The following is a 17675-nucleotide window of genomic DNA, read 5'->3' as shown; positions in this document are numbered from 1 at the left end:
CTATCTTAAATGATGATCTAAATGTTTGTTTTGATGATATCACCTTTCTAGTCTGATTTTTCATAGATATATTACCCCGTGTAATGCTACTATATATTGAAATAAACTGGCTGCGGGAGCGGTTATATGAGTGTTTACTCAGTTCACGACATCATACAATATTCGCTGTTTTCTTTTGCCGAGTACAGTCCTGATCCTATTTACATTCTGGGCAACGATAAAAAGGTGATCTACGCCAATCCTGTCTTCGTTGAGCTTTATGGATGGTCAATGGAAGAGCTGAATCAGCTTGATTTCCCGCATATCCCTCTGGAGCTTAGAGAAGAGCTCGCCCAGATGTATATTTTCATCAATCAGGGACGGAAATTGTTTGCCCTCGATACGTTCCGCATTAAACGAAATGGGGAGCTGATCAGTGTCAAAATAACCATTTCTCCAGTAAAGGACCCGGAAGGATGCATTAAGGCTTATGTATGTGTACTGAGGGATGTAACGGAGATTAAGTTCTCTGAGCTAAAGTATTACAAATTATTTAATGAAGCGAATGACCCCATTTTTATCTACGAACAGAACCCGGACGGGAAGCCGTCAACCTTTCTGGATGTCAATGAAGCAGCCTGCCGGATGCTGGGGTATACACGCCGGGAACTCCTGGACAAAACACCGTATTCCATAGCAGCAGAGTCGTTGCAGAGCGAGGTTGACAATCTGTTTGAGAAAATCCTTGAAGGAGACGGGATATTCGTCGAATGGATTCAGGTAACAAAGGAAGGGAAGCAAATTCCTGTAGAAATCAGCGCCAAGCCGTTTAAGCTGAACGGCCGCAAAATGGTCATTTCGATCAGCCGTGATCTGACTGAACGCAAGAGAACCGAGGAGTTTCTCCGGTATACGGAGAATATTTCCATGATCGGCGAGCTGTCTGCAGGCATTGCCCATGAAATCCGCAATCCGCTCACCAGTATCCGGGGATTTGTTCAGCTTCTGTTCGCCCAAACCGCAAAAGGCAGAGAGTATCATCAGATTGTGGTGTCGGAGGTAGACCGGATCAATTCGATTATCGGTGAACTGCTGCTGCTGGGCAAAGAAGCCCCCTCCAGTCTGGCTGACTATAATCTGGTCCAGCTGTTAAGACAAGCCGTCGTGCTGCTGAATGCCCAGGCGCATATGACGAACATAGAGATTCTCATGCATACCCATCTCGACTGCCTTACGCTTAAAGGATCAGCCAACAAGCTGAAGCAGGTCTTCATCAATGTTCTTAAAAATGCTATTGAAGCAAGCCCGGACGGAGCAGAAATTATCGTAGAGCTGGACCGCACAGAGCATATGGCCATCATTCGGATCAGCGATAACGGACGGGGCATTCCGGCAGAATACATAGATCAGATCGGCTCGCCTTTCTTCACTACCAAATCGGGAGGGAACGGGCTCGGGGTGATGATCAGCAGAAAGATTATACATAATCATAGAGGAACGTTTCTGTTCAAGGCGAATCAGCCGACGGGAACGATTGTTGAGATTACACTGCCTATTATGTAGCGGTACGCGCTATAATGAAAGGGTTCAGCTTGCAAACGGCTTCATGACAAAAAAGGAACTAGAACAAGAGAAGACTGCGCCGGTTGATCCGTCCTGAGTTCTCTCTGATAAAATGGAGGCTATTATGTTTCAGGTAACAGAAGCAACAGGATGCCCTTTTGACAGAACCTATTTATTGAAGGAGAAGCGCAGGTTTGATATCCGGGATTATGGGGCGGGGGCGGACTGTTCTCCTGTGGTGAATACTGCGGCAATTAATAACGCGATCCAGGCAGCGGCTGCAGGAGGGGGGACAGTAGTTATTCCTGAAGGCAGCTTCAGAGTATACACGGTCCGTCTATTGAACGGCGTCAATCTGTACTTGTCCGCAGGCAGCGTACTTTCTGCAGCCAGAACGGACATCACCCGGTCCTATGAGCTGCAGATTGGAGAGGGCGGTAATGTTGAAGAGCCTGAGGTCAATCTGTATGTCGGCTTGCAGGATCACGGACATACTTATTTTGCCAACAGCCTGATTTATGGCGCGGATATCCGTGATGTAATGATTTACGGGCCAGGGCTGCTGGATGGAAGCTCTCTGAATGATAAGGGGGAGCTGGAGCAGATCCTGATGGGCGGGGACCCTCATGAGCCAATCCGCCGTAACGGGCCTGGACATCAGGGAGAATGGTTCGGGAACAAGGCGATTGCATTGGTACGGTGTGAAAATATAGCCTTTTGCGACTTTTCGATTCTGGCCGGCGGTCATTTCGCCATTATTACGACCTGTGTAAAAAATATGTACGTAGAGCGCATTCTGGTGGATACGAACCGCGATGCGTTTGATGTGGACTGCTGTGAGAATGTGACGATTGTTCACTCCACCTTCAATTCCTTGACCGATGATGCCATTGTGCTAAAAGCCTCCTACGGCGGCGGAATATTCATGCCGCTGCGGAATGTGCTGATTGAAGACTGCATCGTTAGCGGCTACGACATGGGCTCCGTATATGCGAAAACGTATACACAGGACAAGCTGATTGCTACTGACCGTTGCGGCCCTACCGCCCGGGTCAAGCTGGGTACGGAATCTACATGCGGATATGACCTCGTTACGGTACGGCGCGTCCAGTTTAAAAGATCCAGAGGCTTTGCCCTTGAAGCCGTCGACGGGGCGGATTTGAGCCATATTATTTTTGAGGATTCCACTATGGAGGGTGTAAGCAGCTCGCCAATCTTCATTAAAGCAGGAGACCGCGGCCGGTTTCCTGTTACGGGGAACAGCACCGGGGAAGACTTCATCCCAGGAGGGGATGCCCCGCCGAATGTGCGGCTCGATCAGACGCACTGGGTACTGCCGGCCAAGGAGCCGTATCAGGTGTACCCGGCGAGGCGCTATCTTCCGTCCTATAATAGAACCCGTAAGGTTTCGGCGGACGGCGCATCTTCCTTTTACATTGTAGACGCTGAGCAGCCTCTCCGGCTGAATCCGGCCAATGTCCATGAAGAGAACGGCAGATGGTATGCTGTCTGCTACGATGAGCTGACGAAGAAATATGTTCCGGATTACAGTAAAGAGCTGCAGGAAGGCGAGCTTCCGCTGTATGCCAATGCGAACGGCAGTGAGCACATTGCTTATGTTCACGACATTATCATCCGGAATATTACGGTTAAGAATGCCGATCCCCGCTATCCGATTGAAATCATGGGGCTGACAGGCAGCCGGATCAGGAATGTATCTATTACCAACATTGAGGTGGAGTACCGCGGCGGTCTGAGCCTGGAGCATGCGGTGGAGCAGCGCCAGCTGAATACCAACTGGGAATATGCCCAGTATGGCGGGAGTAAACGCAGTGTGCAATCGCTGCCGTGGCTGGTAAACACCTTTTTCCTGAAAAATGAAGGACTGCTGCCCCGGGTGGAATGGGATCCGGAAGCCGGAGTGTGGAAGGATGCTCCCTTCAACGTACCGGAGCTGCCGGAGGTTTATCCGGAGCCGAGCAACTGGGGAATTCTCCCGGCATACGGGCTGTATGCAAGACATGTGGAAAATCTGGTTCTGGATGAAATCGAGCTGCGCTATCTTACAGTAGATACCCGGTATCCCATTGTGCTTGATGATGTCGTAAACGGCTCGCTTCAGAATATCCGTGTAGACCATGCAGAAGGTGTTGAAGAAATTGTCCTGGTGAAAAACCGGTTCAAGCGGCCTGCAGGACTGGAATATGTGCCGGATTATCCGTATCAGCAGACTAAAGTTGAACATGTAGCTCTGGACAGCCGTTTGTCTGTCAAGGCTGTAGAAATCGGTGCACCTGCTCCGGGAACGCCCAAGGATTCGTTGTATCCGTATGAAACGGTTGCCATTCCTGAGAGTGGATACAGCTATCCGGTTGCCACTCTGGAGGTTCCTTTGCCGCAGACGGTATTCCGGCCGTTCTTCGCCTTTGTTCCGGAACAGAGTGTCCGGGCGGGTGAACGCCTTTCCTTTGCCGTTGTGGCCAGGCAGCCCGCATACGAGGCTTCCAGCCGTGAAACGGACGGCAAAATTTATAATGAGACAGCCCCGGACAGGGACCCGGCAGTACTGGGGATTGCGGAGCCGATGATGTTGACAGCTGGTAAGCTGCCTGAGGGGGCGAGCTTTGCCCCCTCTTCTTTTGTACCGGGTAAGGCCTGTGTGTTCAGCTGGACACCTGGTGCAGATGATGTGCGGAATGAACCCTATATTGCAGAATTCATTGCTGATGACGGGATAATCCCGGCCAAACTGGAAGTCAGCATTAAGGTGACGGGATGAATTATATGATGAGGTATATTAAAAGCGTGGATCCCAGACGACTGATCATTATGGTGATTGGTAACATCTTTCTGGGAATGGGCATCAGTATTTTCAAGCTGTCCGGCATGGGGAACGATCCCTTCAGCGGCATGGTGATGGCCCTTGCAGATCTCAGCTTTATCTCCTATGCTAATTTTCTGATTTTACTGAATGTAGTGCTGTTCGTAGTTGAATGGATCACCGGAAGGAAGTTTATCGGAGCCGGAACGTTCGTGAATGCTATCTTTCTGGGGTATATCGCTACATTCTTTTATGATATCTGGATAGATATCCTGGGTGAACCTCATGTGCTCTGGCAACGGGTAATTACTGTGGCGATTGGTGTTGTAGTGTGCAGCTTCGGGGTATCCTTGTATCAGAGTTCGGATGTCGGAGTAGCTCCCTATGACGCACTGTCCCTGATCATGAAGATCAGAGCGCCAAGGATTTCTTACTTCTGGCACCGGATGTTTACCGATGCGCTGTGTGCGCTGATCTGCTTCCTGGCAGGCGGCATCATAGGCCTGGGCACGCTGGTATCCGCATTCGGTCTGGGTCCGATCATTCATTTCTTCGATGTACATTTTACGAACAAGCTGCTGGGCAAAACGGGTGCAAAAGCAGGCGGCGGCCCCGTTTCGCTGTAAAGGTTGCTGAGCGATAGTTGTACTAAGCGATAATTATACAGAGCGATAATTGTACTGAACGATAATTATACAGAGCGAAAATTATACAGAGCGATAATTGTACTGAACGATAATAAGGTATCCCGGACTCCGCAGCCTGCTGCGGACCGGGATACCTTGTTTTTATTGCGGGCCCCCAATGCTCCGTTTGCTCCGTCCGAGCCTGAAGTTGCCCCGACCGGGCCGCAATAGAGGGAAAAATCCCACTAAGTGGGCCAAAGTTGCCCCGCCCAAGCCGCAATAGAGGGAAAAATCCCACTAAGTGGGCCAAAGTTGCCCCGCCCGGGCCGCAATAGAGGGAAAAATCCCACTAAGTGGGCAGAAGTTGCCCCGCCCGGGCCGCAATAGAGGGAAAAATCCCCCTAATTAGGCTGAACAGCCCCATCCTGACCTGCCCTACTAAACAGGGCGCCCGCAGATTTACGGACAGCTGTTCAGCCTCTGCGGTCCTCTTGGTCCTCATGATCCGGGGCAATCCCGGGAGCGGTTACCTCAGGGTCATCTCCGAGCACTGCGCCGACGATTTCATCGAGCTTACCCGCTGCTCCTGTATCGCTATCCGCCTTGGAATCCGGCTCAGGGATCGGGTGTACGCCCGGTTTGCGTCCGTCCAGCGGGGCTTCCTTGTTGTCCTTCATTTGGATAATCTCCTCTCTATGTGCAGACTCTATCTTAGGATGTGTCACCAAAAGCCGTTCTATGTAACGATAACCGCCAACGGGCACGGTGAACCATTTTGCTGTTGTCCATTACCCAAACGCTCTCCGTCTGGTGAACCACACTGCCGCTGCTCTTTTGCCTAAACGGCCTAGCCATTTGCTAATAAAGTGATAAATATTATAGACTGTTTTCTGTGAGCTTTTTTGTAAAAGGAAAATTTATTCAGAAACGGGGAAGTTTAATGAATGTAAGAAGACAACCGAAGTCCAATAGGCTGAAGATTTTTTCAAAAGCAATATTAGTAACCATCGGAGCCATGATCGCTGCTTACGGGCTGGAGGCTGTGTTAATACCCAACAACGTCTCGGATGGAGGCGTGACCGGTCTCAGTATTGTGGGCTCGGAATTGTTCGGACTGCCGCTGGGGCTGCTGATTGCGGTCATTAATATCCCTTTTGTGTGGCTGGGTTATAAACAGATCGGTAAAAGCTTTGCCCTTTATTCCATTCTCGGAATTGCTTCATTAGCGGTCGGCACTGTCCTTATGCATCATGTACCGACCATTATTCAGGGGGATACCTTGCTTGTTACAGTGGTCGGCGGGATTATTATCGGTTTCGGGATGGGTCTTGCTTTGCGTAACGGCGGGGCGCTGGACGGGATCGATATGCTGGCTGTGCTGCTGTCACGGAAATTGCCTTTTGGTACGAGTGACCTGATCTTGTTCCTGAACACCTTTGTGTTTATTGTCGTGTCAACCGTGTTTGGTCTGCAGGGGGCGATCCTGTCCGCACTTGCCTATTTTATTGCTTCAAAAGTTATACATATCGTAGAGGAAGGTCTGAGCGGCTCCAAAACGTTTAAGATCATCACCAACCAGCCTGAAATGATGGTCGAAACCATCCGCGACCGGCTGGGCCGGGGAGCAACCTATACTGATGCATACGGCGGCTATTCCAATGAGCAGTTCAAAGAAATTACCTGCGTCATCAACCGTCTGGAGGAGAGCAAAATCAAAGACATCATCCATGAAATTGACCCGGGTGCTTTTGTCGTAGTGTACGATGTGGCAGAAGTGAAGGGCGGTAACTTTAAAAAGAAAGACATTCACTAATCACCATATGACGCGCTTGCAGGAGGATCATTTGATTGCTGTTCTCCCACAGGCGCGTATTTTTTAACAGCATCCTATTATTCTTTGACAAACAACCGGTTCTGAGCTATCATCAGCTTAAAATGTCAGTCAGTACTGACAGTCAATCAGGCAGGTAACGGCAGACTTATCTTATAGAAAAGAGGCCCTTCAATGCAGACAAACACCAGCATAACCGCCAATAACGGCGAGCAGCTTATGCGAATTCTTGTATTTACACTGATCATCTCGGTGATGAACGGAACGATGTTTAATGTGGTGCTCCCGGTGATCAGCAGGCAATTTCAGCTGTCTCCGTCACAGGTAAGCTGGATGGTATCGGGATATTTGATTGTATACGCAATCGGCACGGTGACCTTCGGCAAGCTGACAGACAAATACAGCCTTAAAAATCTGCTGAGTTTCGGCCTGATCTTTTTAGCAGCGGGCTCCATATTCGGAATCGTGTCCACCCAGTACTGGATGATGATTGTGGCCCGTTTGCTCCAGGCCGTCGGGGCATCCGTCATTCCGGCGCTGGCGATGATCATCCCGATCCGTTATTTTTCACCGGAAAAGCGCGGACGCGCCCTGGGCACTTCCGCCATCGGGGTAGCGCTTGGCTCCGCACTCGGCCCGATTATTGCGGGGTTTGTGTCTACGGTGTGGAGCTGGCAGGTGCTTTTTGTCATTCCGCTGCTTGCCTTGTTCACATTGCCGTTCTACCGGAAATACCTGGGCGATGAAAAAGGGTCTGAGAGCAAAATCGATTTTATCGGCGGTATTCTGCTGGCAGGAACTGTAGCTGCCTTACTGCTTGCATTAACGAATGGAGGCTTAGGATACGCTGTCAGCGGGATAATACTGCTGATGCTCTTCATCCTGCGCGTCCGCTATGCGGCTCATCCGTTTATTGATCCGGTTGTTTTGCGGAACAAGGCGTATACCTCAGGTCTGGCTATTGCCTTTGTTTTGACAGCGATCAGCTTCAGCACACCGTTCATTACGCCCCAGCTCCTGGCACAGCTAAACGAGCTGTCACCGGCTGTAATCGGGTTGATCATGCTGCCCTCAGCGCTTATAACGGCATACATGGGACGAAAAGGCGGGAAGCTGGCTGATGAAAAAGGCAATCCGTTTCTTTTGACACAAGCGGCAGTCCTGCTGATCTTTGGCTTTATCTGCCTGTCATCAGTCGCAGGTATGGCACCGGTCTTTATTGCCGTCTCATTAATTTTCACTGTGCTGGGCCAATCCTTTATGCAGATCGCCTTATCAAACACCATTTCCCGCACGTTATCCAAGGAACAGACCGGGATCGGCATGGGACTGTTTTCCATGTTAAACTTTATTGCAGCGGCGGTATCTACGGCGACGATAGGTAAAATTCTGGATTTCGGCACCACAACGGTCCGGTTTAATCCGATTCCCCGGAATGGCGCCGCTTTTGTATATAGTAATATCTATTTAATACTGGCGTTGCTGGTGGCCGTCATGGCTATTTTGTATTTTGTACAATTCGGGCGCGGCTCTGACAAGGACTCAGCTGAACGGGCGGGAACTGCCAGACTATAATTATGAGGTGGAAAGAATGAGTGAAGGAAGCAACGCTGCTAAAAATACCGGAGACAAGCTGCTGCTGGCCGCGATTGATCTGATGGCTAGCAAGGGATATAAGGGAGTAACAACCCAGGAGATTGCCGCCGCCGCCGGGTTGAGCGAGAAGACACTGTTCCGCCATTTCGGAAGCAAGCAAAACCTGCTTGAGGCAGCCTTTGACCGGTTTCATTATGCGGAGGAAATGACCAGACTGTTTAATGAAAAGCTGGTGTGGGATCTGGAAACAGATCTGCTGCTAATCAGCCGGACCTACCATGAGATCATGAACCGCAACCGCAAAATGATTATGATCAGTGTAAAAGAGGCAGATCATCTGCCGGGCTTTCGTGAGCGTACCATTAAGCACCCCAAGCAATTCATTGAAATTCTGACCCGTTATTTTACGGAGATGACCGGTCAGGGCAAGCTGATTGAGTCCAACGCGGAGCTGCAGGCCTATTCCTTCATCTCTATGAATTACGGTGTATTCCTTAACAATTTGAATGCCGGTGAACATTTCCCTGGCCTGACACTGGAGGATTTCATCACGGAGAGTGTGGGGACGTTTACGAGGGGGCTGGCGCGGTAGGTTCATTGATTAAGCAGCACGAAGAGCAGGAAGACCGGTAACGGGGCTTCCTGCTCTTTTTGATGCCGCTGCCCAATCTCCATCATCCCTTAACCGAACCAAGCAGCACGCCTTTAACAAAAAACCTCTGCGCAAACGGGTACAGGATAATCATCGGCAGGGAAGCGATGACCATCGCAGCCAGCTCAATGGTGCGCGCGGTGACGGCCCCGACGCCGCCGGTATTGTTTAGCAGATTGGCTACTGCAAGATTTGTACCGTTGTTCATACTCATCATATTTTCAACTGCACGGTTAGACTGGATGAGCCGCAGAATTAAGTACTGCAGTGTCTGCAGATCGGTAGACTGCGTATAGTAGAGCGTCGCCCCGTAGTCATTCCAGATGTTAACGGCTGTGAACACAGACAATGCGGCCAGTACCGGTTTGGATAAGGGCAGGACAATCTGGAAAAAGATACGGTATTCGCTGGCCCCGTCCATTTTGGCGGATTCAAATAAGGCTTCCGGAATGCCCTTGTAATTAGCGTTGAAGATAATGACATTCCAGAATCCGCCGAACAGGACAGGAAGGATGTAGACCCAGTAGCTGTCATATAATCCAAGCCAGTTCATCAGCATATAGGAAGGAATCAGTCCGCCGCTGAAATACATGCTAATAAAGCCGATCGTAATGTAAAAGGCCTTGCGCCGCAGATAAGGGCGGGAAAAAGCATAAGCAAACATCGACGTGTAGAGAATGGATACAGCTGTGACAATCACGGTACGTGATGCTGTAATCCAGGCTGCATAGAGAATGCCCTGATCTGATAAGACTGCTTTCCAGCTGGCGAAGGTGAACTCCCGCGGCCATAAGAACACAGGGCCACGGAGTAAATCTCCCCCACTGTTAAAAGAACTTATGACCGAAAACCAGAACGGATACACGGTCATGATCATGAGCAGGATCATTATTGCAATGGTTAAACCGTTGAACAGCCGCTCTCCAGCATGGTTTCCGCCCACCATAACAGTATTCCTCCTTAGAACAATCCGGTTTTTGTTATTTTGTTGGATACCCAGTTTGAGCTCACCAGCAGGATCAGGGCAAAGACGGATTTCGTCAAGCCGATTGCGGTCGCTGATGAGAATTGGAAATTGAGCAGCCCCGTCTGGTAAACATACGTATCAATAACCTGGCTGGCAGGCAGATTTAGCGTATTTTGCAAAACATAAATCTGGGTGAAGTTGTTGTTCAGCATGCCGCTGACAGCGAAAATAATGAGCACCATCAGGGTCGGCAGAATGCCGGGAATGGTCACATGGAGCATCCGCTTAAACCGGCCCGCTCCGTCAATGGCGGCCGCCTCATGGAGGCTCTGGTCTACTCCGGCCATAGCCGCCAGGTATAGAATCGCACCCCAGCCGAGATCCTTCAGCAGCCCTGTGGCAATGGCCACACCCCAGAAATATTTCGGATCAGCCAGAAATTGCAGCGGCGAGTCAATGAAGCCCAGATACAGCAGCATATAGTTGACGATACCGTCGCTGTTCAGCAGCGTAATGAACAACCCGCCAAAAATAACCCAGGACAGAAAATGCGGTAAATAGGTAACGGTCTGGACAACTGCTTTGAAGCGGGAGCTGCGGATTTCATTCAGCAGCAGGGCAAAAAGCAGGGTACAAGGAATACTGACGGCGGCCCCAAGCAGGTTAATACCGAGTGTGTTGCGGATCATCGGCCAGAACTGGAAGTTGGTAAACAGTCTTTTGAAATGGGCCATGCCGTTCCAATCTGCGGTAAAGATCCCTTTGACGCCCATAACCGGCTCAAAGTCTTTAAAAGCCATTAGCAGCCCGAACAGCGGCGTGAAATCGAACAGGAAAATCAGGAACACAGCGGGGAGCAGCATCGTTTTCAGCTCCAGCTGAGTACGGAAATCGTAGCCAAGCCTGAAGGATTTTTGTTTGCGCACTGTTTTATCCTTTTTCTTGGCAGAAGTTAAGGGCTCAATCATTGCCATACCGGGTTCCTCCAATCCGGCTTGTGCCTGCAGCGGTCTGTCCAGCCGCAGGCTACAAGCCCCTTGTCATCGTGTAACTAACCTGATCAGGAATTTATGCCTTTGGCATGTACGCCGTATTCATCGCTTTTTTGCTGAATGTACTGGTTGCGCTCAGCATCGAGCTTTTCAATGCCCAGCTTCTTTAACTGCTCAATCAGTTCATTGTACAGCTGGTTAAACTCATCATCGGTTTTGGCCATCACGATCTTGGCAATCTGCGCTTCTTTGTAAGCCTTGATCTGCATTTCAAGATTGGCATTGTCGCTGCTCGCCGGGAAAAGATCGGCCGGCAGCTCCAGGGCGGAACTGTCATAAATATGAGTCTGTTCATCTTTACCGTAGGCTGCCTGCACCTTGTTGGCTGTCACAGCTTCTTTATCCGTTTCCTCTGTAGGAGGCTGCTGCACCGAATAGGAGAAGGTAGTGTGATGGAACGGCCAGATTGCGCTGACGGCTGTATTCATATAATCTGCGGCATCCTTCAGCCCTTTTTCGGTTTTGACCAGCAATCCTTTGTCGTCAAGAGTGTAATGCTCCCCTTCAAAGCCGTAGATATGCAGCATCATTCCTTCCTTGCTGGTCATATAGCTGAGCCATTTAGCGAGCTTCTCAGGGTATTTGGTATCTTTGGAGATCAGTGTTTTCATCCAGCCGCCGCCGGCGCGTTCGCTCTTGTCCAGTGTCGGGACTTTGCCGCTTGCAGCCAGGATAGGCCCTTGGGATTGCCAGTAATCGTTAAGCTGGAACGAGGTGTTGGCGGTATTTCCGATAAAGGTGAAGACCCGGCCGGAGGCGACATCGGCTTTGACTGCGGCATTGTCAACGGTCATCTGTCCCGGTTCAAAGTAACCGCTGCGCATCGACTGGTTCAGGAAAGACAAGGCGTCTTTCGTTTCGGGAGCAAGCAGCAGGTCTCTGTAGGTTCCGTCTTTATTGACAACCATCGCACCGAAGGTGTTCTGGAGGAACTTGAGTGTGCTGTCCTGGTACCCTTTGCCGTCAACCAGCAGCGTGATCACTGGTGCACCGTCTACTTTAAGGTTTTTGGCTTTATCGTAAGCGGCCAGCAGGCCCTCTTCGGTACGGATATCTTCAAGCGTCATACCGATCTGCTCCAGAATGTTTCCGTTGACCATAATGCCCAGATTGGAGGCGTAATCGATCAGGTCAACGTAGAATTCACCGGATGGGGGATAGACACTGCGGGCATCTGCCGAATTGATATGGCTCGGGTAGGAATAAAAGCCGCCGTCGCGCTCTTCGATGACTTCCTTAACGTCAGCAGGGAAATCTTTAAGAATGTGCGATTCCGGATCGTATTTGGTCAAGAACTCCTCCAGATCCCATACCTTTCCGGATTGAATCAGCTTCTTAACCATCACATCATTCGTAACCGTCAGAACGTCCGGGAAATCCTTGCCGGATACGAGCATCAGGTTCAGCTTCGTATCGCCGTCCTGGGCCGGAATGTTAAATTCAAAGCTCAAGCCTGTTGCTTCTGAAATCGCACCCTGCACCGACTTCGGGTCCGTATTCCAGGTGGCCGGCGGATTCCAGAAATCAATACTGGAGAACCAGACGGCCTGATCGAGCTTCCCGCTGTCCGCTCCGGCTGAATCAGGTGACGGTGAGGCGGCATTGCCTGCATTGCCTGCATTGCCGTTAGTAGAACCGGAGTTGCCGCATGCCGTCACCAGCAGTGATAGGGCTAATAAACCGCTTAGTGCCAATGGTTTCATTCTTTTCATTTCTCTTTAAACCTCCCCGTTTGTTGTAATGAGGCATAAGACAATTCTTATGCTAAACGTTCAGCCGTACAGGGCATAGGGCTGGAGTTTGCTGTTTTGGTGTTTTGTTCACAAATTGAATCCGCTTTCACAGCTTGCGGTATTTGCTTGGAGTTACACCGAAATGTTTTTTAAACAGCTTGTTGAAGTGAAAATAATCCTTGTAGCCCGTACGTTGTACGATCTCATGGACCGACAGCTCCGGGTCTGCAAGCAGCTGGCGGGCCAGCTGCAGACGCTTGGCTGCCACATATTCTGTATACGTTGAGCCGGTTTCCCTTTTGACAAGGGCGCTTGCATACCCGATGCTCAGGCGGAAGTTCCGGGCTACCTCGCTCAGCAGCAAATCCTCGGTAAAGCTCTCATTGATATAATCCAGCACCCGCTTCGCAAGCCCGCTCGGATTAACCGCCGGCTCTCCGGCTGCGTTTTCGAATCCGGATGCAAGGCGGGCGAACAGCTCTTCAAGGGTACAGTGCTGGCGGGCAATGTTCTCATAGGTTAACAGCTCAGGGCCTGAGTCCCAGGAAGAGCCGCAGTATTTGTAATACAGGCTGACAATCTGATTATAGACGAAGGCTGTCTGATCGGCCGGCAATAGACAGCTTCGGCAAACCGCGGCAATGGAGGCGGTATCTGCGGCAATGTCATCCATATTCCGTTCTTTAATGGACACCTCCAGCCGGAGCAGCGTTTTGCGCAGATCGGCGGGAGGCGAAGCGGGCTTGTAGCGCAGCACCTGTTCTGTCCGGTATAGGGCAGAACTGAACAGCGCAATATCAGCCTCCTGATGAAGGCGGGCCAGCGGGGTCTCCGGCAGGCCCTGGCTGCTGATACCTGTCCACTCGGCATATTGCAGATAATCTGAAATGTAGGTCAGGAGATCGAGAGGGTAGTTGTCCTCGTCGTACATGAGCAGAATGGACAGCTTATTGTGGCCAGTACGCATGCGGGCCTCCTGAATATGCCCGGCTGCTGCAGGGCTGGTCAAAGCCGGCCAGTCAGTGGAGGCTTCCGCAAACAGGCAGTTGATGAAGCGGAAGTGCGGGAAGCGGGTTGAAAGCTGCCTGTTCTCCATGAATCCGGCAATGGTGACCCTGTTATCCGGGTCGAGCAGCTCGAACAATTCATCAAGAAGCAAATCCAGCTCTCCTGCAGCAGGCTGCTTCCTGGCATCGATATACTCGCCTACCCGTTTGGCTGTGTCTTTAAGCTGGTCCTGCTCCACCTGCTTGAGCAGATAATCAAATGCACCGTAACGGATTGCCTGCTGGGCATAGCTGAAATCGGCATATCCGCTGATCAGCACAACCTGAGTGGAGAGACCGCTCTTCTGTATATGCTCCAGCAGCTCCAGGCCGTCCAGGCCGGGCATCCGGATATCTGAAATAACCAGTTCCGGCTGTTCCTGCAGGACACGCTGCCATGCGCTGACCCCGTCATAGGCTTCGCCGATGACCTGGAAGCCGAGACTCTCCCAATCTATCAGCTGTGAAATGCCGTAGGCAACCCAAGGCTCGTCATCAACGATCAATACTTTTCTCATCGTAATGCTCCTTTCGTCTCATTCAGGGAGATATGGACGGGAAAATCCAGCGTTACTACCGTCCCCTGCACCGGTCCGGCTTCAATCCGGAGTGCGGCCTGTTCACCATAAAACAGCTTGAGCCGCCGGAAGCTGTTAGCCAGGCCGATTCCGGAGTCCTGCGGTCCTGTACGGTAATCGCCGGTTAGCTCTGCCTGCCGCAGGAAGGACTGGAGCTGCTCCAGCTTGTCCTCCGGGAAACCGGCTCCGTCATCAGCGACAACGGCCCGGATGGCGTCCGGATGAATCAGGCTCAGCGTAACAGTAACCGTGCCGGGCTCGATTTTACGCTCAAGGCCATGGAAGACAGCGTTTTCAACCAAGGGCTGCAGCAGCAGCTTTAGTGTCCTCACCTCGTATAAGGCTTCCTCCACCTCAAAGGCGATCCTGATCTTTCCCCTGAACCGGAAGTCAATAATCCGGGCGTATTCGTGCAGGTGGGCGACCTCTTCCCGGATGGTCACGAAGTTGTCCCCCTTTACGGAGTATCTGAACAGTCTCGATAAGGATGCGGTGATCTCAGCAATATCGCCTGCCTTATGGTAAAGGGATAAGGCCCGGATACTTTCCAGCGTATTATACAGAAAATGAGGGTTGATCTGGTTACGGTAAGCGGTAATTTCCATCTGCTTGCGGTCCAGCTCGGATTCATACATTTTGCGCTGGACACTCTGTACGTCATTGCCCAGCTGTACAATGGAATCCAGCATGTGATTAATGCTTGTGCCGAGTACGCCGATTTCATTATGGTAGCTGTTGCTGAACCTGGCTTGCCCACCGCTGCGCGTATACGTATTTACGAAATCCAGCAGTGCGCGTATGGGCCGCAGCAGCTGGAAATAGAACAGCAGCAGAAACAGCAGGAACACCAGCGAAATAACAGCATAGGCAACGACGTTCAGCCGTTTGACCAGATCCAGCTCGGACAGCAGCTCTGCCCGGGGGATGTCACTGACAATCCTCCAGCCGTTGGCCAGTGTTTTATTGAGTACAATATACGATTTGCCGGAGGTGTGCTGATCTACATCTGCCAGCACGTGGGCATCGGGACCGTCAGAGCCGGTTATGATGCGGTCCCGGTCATCGGTCAGGAACAGGCGTGAATGTTCGGTCAGCTTGGATTTGCTCAAGACAGAGGTGAAGTTCTTGACGTCCATAAAAAATACGCACATGCCGCGGTAGTCTTTGAGCACTCTGTTATTCTGCAAATTATACACGGGTACCGAAATGGTATAGAAGGTCATGCCGGCCTGATCAGAAGCGCCCAGCTCATATTTGATTTCATCCACCGAACGCAGCTGGACGGGAGCGAACGGTTTACCGACACTGGTGGCGAGCTCCCCTTCCCGGTTATAGAGCTGAATCCCCATAACCTCCTCCTTCAGGGCAAGGGTGCTGGAGAATTCGGCAACGATTTCCGGATTCATCAGAATCTTTGTGAGCGGATCGTTGCTGCTTAAATAATTTTGCAGGATCGTGCTGTAAAGCAGGGAGTAAGAGATACCGTCCATGTCCTTAAAAAAATTGGCCAGTGTCTCCTCCACCTGCAGCACAATTTTGTCAGCCGAGTCCGCAACCTTCTTTTCCACCGTCCGCTCGGCAATTTTATTGGATACAGCGAAAGAAACAAGCACGATAATAAACGTCAGGCCGATTAAATAGATCAATTGCCTGAATAAGCCTGCATTGTGAAATGGATTGCGCATAGGTCCCCTCCCGGCGATTCTTGGACATATCATAACTTAAGCAGGAGATCGACGGAAGAGGGGAGAATCGGCAAGGCTTGCCGGAATTCTCCCGCTGCTAAAGTGACGGTTGAGGGGAACTCTCTACTTTTTTGACTTCCTGTTGCTCAGCAGTAAAGACAATGAATCCATATTTATGTGAATTCAGCCGCACTCTTGCTATAAGTCTGTTGCCAAAAACCCGGCTGTGGTTGTACATTACTACTGCGAGTATAGAAACCGAAAAGGAAGGTATCTACAGCTATGAAAGAATCCATTCAGGTATATAGAGCAACGGAGAACCACGTAAAAATCATTGGACGGACCCACTATTACAAGGATGTGCGGTGGCTGGCTCTCTCCGGCAGCGGTGTTGCATTCACCTTTTACGGCCGGAAAGCGGAAATTACATTGAAAGGGGATTCCATCGCCTCAACCGGCAATAATCTGGCCCGGATCGGCATCTATGTAAACGGCGTGAGGGTGATTGATGAGCAGATTAATCAGCCGCTTGTAACCTATACTGTGTTTGAAAGCGATACAGAGCAGGAGATTACGGTAACCGTCATCAAGCTGTCCGAAGCTGCAATGTCGACCGCAGGGATTCAGGCCATTAGAGTGGATGCTGCGGAAGGTATTAAGCCGGCCCCGGCTGGCATATATAAAATAGAATTCATCGGCGATTCCATTACCTGCGGCTATGGCGTGGATGATGAGGCCGGGACGCAAGCTTTTTCCACAGCTACTGAAGATGTTACCAAGGCTTATGCGTACCAGACCGCCCGGAAGCTTGAAGCAGACTACAGCATGGTATCTTATAGCGGATATGGCATCATCACAGGCTATACGGAAAATGATCAGAAGCTGACCACACATCTGCTTCCGGATTATTATGAACAGGTGGGTAAGTCCGAGGGCAGATTTGATAATACGCTGCTTCCCCAGGAGCTTACCTGGGATTTCAGCCGGTTTGTACCCGACCTGATTGTTATTAATCTGGGTACCAATGATGATTCCTATACCAAGGATGACACTGTGCGGCAAGCCGAGTATGCCCGGGAATATGCCGGATTTCTAGAAACAGTCCGGCGCTGTAATCCGCATGCGAAGATACTGTGTACGCTGGGAATCATGGGGGACAGGCTGTATCCTTATGTGGAGCAGGCGGTTAGCCGCTATACTGAGGAAACCGGCGACACCAATATTTCCTCTATGAAGTTTGATGTGCAGCAGGCGGCAGACGGTTATGCGTCAGACTTTCATCCGTCCCCGGTTACTCATCATAAAGCGGCCGGTAAACTGGCTGATCGTATTAAAGAGCTTATGCAGCGGGAATAACGGAAAAGAAGAGAGGCCTGCGGCAGCCGCAGGCCTCTTAAGGCAATAATCAGTTGAACATATCCTGGATAGTTGTTGAGGAACTGGCTAATGGTATGCTGCACCAGATTCACGTGGGCAATTTCCTCCAGGAATACGCCGCGCATGAGATCGCGGAACTGGAGGTCTTTGCCGCGGAAAGTGGCTGCTC

General features: G+C 50.8%; 13 protein-coding genes and 1 pseudogene. 7 read left to right on the top strand and 7 right to left on the bottom strand.

Annotated elements, in window-relative coordinates; genetic code table 11:
* Positions 1–126 precede the first annotated feature (126 nt).
* The 3 genes from M2108_RS12405 (at position 127) to M2108_RS12395 (ending at position 4989) form a co-directional block, all read left to right on the top strand.
* A complete protein-coding gene (locus tag M2108_RS12405) occupies positions 127–1542 on the top strand; it encodes a PAS domain-containing sensor histidine kinase (protein WP_277469647.1) in 1416 nt (471 codons plus the stop codon).
* 124 nt (positions 1543–1666) lie between these two features.
* On the top strand, positions 1667–4321 hold the full coding sequence (locus M2108_RS12400; protein ID WP_277469646.1) for a glycoside hydrolase family protein: 2655 nt from the start codon (positions 1667–1669) through the stop codon (positions 4319–4321).
* A 5-nt stretch (positions 4322–4326) separates the two neighbouring features.
* Positions 4327–4989 (top strand): YczE/YyaS/YitT family protein, encoded by a 663-nt coding sequence (locus M2108_RS12395; RefSeq protein WP_280777035.1) that lies wholly within the window; start codon positions 4327–4329, stop codon positions 4987–4989.
* Positions 4990–5462: 473 nt separating this feature from the next.
* Here the strand turns inward: M2108_RS12395 and M2108_RS12390 are convergent, their stop codons facing one another.
* The gene (locus M2108_RS12390) at positions 5463–5666 is read right to left on the bottom strand and encodes a hypothetical protein (protein ID WP_277469644.1); all 204 of its coding nucleotides are present in this window, start codon (positions 5664–5666) and stop codon (positions 5463–5465) included.
* Between the two features lie 263 nt (positions 5667–5929).
* Here M2108_RS12390 and M2108_RS12385 point away from each other — a divergent pair, with 263 nt between their 5' ends.
* From M2108_RS12385 to M2108_RS12375, 3 genes are all read left to right on the top strand, one after another.
* Positions 5930–6802, top strand: coding sequence for a YitT family protein (locus M2108_RS12385; protein WP_277469643.1), 873 nt, complete (start codon positions 5930–5932; stop codon positions 6800–6802).
* A gap of 192 nt (positions 6803–6994) precedes the next feature.
* Complete coding sequence (locus M2108_RS12380; RefSeq protein WP_277469642.1) at positions 6995–8395, top strand: MFS transporter; 1401 nt, start codon at positions 6995–6997, stop codon at positions 8393–8395.
* Between the two features lie 16 nt (positions 8396–8411).
* Positions 8412–9008: a TetR/AcrR family transcriptional regulator gene (locus tag M2108_RS12375; RefSeq protein WP_277469641.1), complete on the top strand. Its 597-nt coding sequence runs from the start codon at positions 8412–8414 to the stop codon at positions 9006–9008.
* An 82-nt stretch (positions 9009–9090) separates the two neighbouring features.
* Here M2108_RS12375 and M2108_RS12370 read toward each other — a convergent pair whose 3' ends face one another.
* From M2108_RS12370 to M2108_RS12350, 5 genes are all read right to left on the bottom strand, one after another.
* Positions 9091–10014 (bottom strand): carbohydrate ABC transporter permease, encoded by a 924-nt coding sequence (locus M2108_RS12370; RefSeq protein ID WP_277469640.1) that lies wholly within the window; start codon positions 10012–10014, stop codon positions 9091–9093.
* 14 nt (positions 10015–10028) lie between these two features.
* The gene (locus tag M2108_RS12365) at positions 10029–11009 is read right to left on the bottom strand and encodes an ABC transporter permease (protein WP_277469639.1); all 981 of its coding nucleotides are present in this window, start codon (positions 11007–11009) and stop codon (positions 10029–10031) included.
* Between the two features lie 86 nt (positions 11010–11095).
* Positions 11096–12799, bottom strand: a complete 1704-nt coding sequence (locus M2108_RS12360) for an extracellular solute-binding protein (protein WP_277469638.1) — start codon at positions 12797–12799, stop codon at positions 11096–11098.
* A gap of 127 nt (positions 12800–12926) precedes the next feature.
* Entirely contained in the window at positions 12927–14384 is a 1458-nt protein-coding gene (locus tag M2108_RS12355) for a response regulator transcription factor (protein WP_277469637.1), read from the bottom strand.
* Positions 14381–16129, bottom strand: coding sequence for a sensor histidine kinase (locus tag M2108_RS12350; RefSeq protein WP_277469636.1), 1749 nt, complete (start codon positions 16127–16129; stop codon positions 14381–14383). The genes M2108_RS12355 and M2108_RS12350 overlap by 4 nt, the downstream gene beginning before the upstream one ends.
* A 282-nt stretch (positions 16130–16411) precedes the next feature.
* On the opposite strand from M2108_RS12350, the gene M2108_RS12345 reads away from it, so the two are divergent.
* Complete coding sequence (locus M2108_RS12345) at positions 16412–17485, top strand: SGNH/GDSL hydrolase family protein (protein WP_277469635.1); 1074 nt, start codon at positions 16412–16414, stop codon at positions 17483–17485.
* A gap of 77 nt (positions 17486–17562) precedes the next feature.
* On the opposite strand, the pseudogene M2108_RS12340 reads toward M2108_RS12345, so the two are convergent.
* Positions 17563–17673, bottom strand: a pseudogene (locus tag M2108_RS12340) (manganese catalase family protein); the annotation flags it as partial.
* Positions 17674–17675: the final 2 nt, after the last annotated feature.

The organism is Paenibacillus sp. PastM-3 (assembly GCF_029893965.1).
Lineage (GTDB): Bacteria > Bacillota > Bacilli > Paenibacillales > Paenibacillaceae > Paenibacillus_AQ.
Note: the sequence above shows the minus strand (reverse complement) of the source record. Positions and strands in the feature narration are given on the sequence as shown.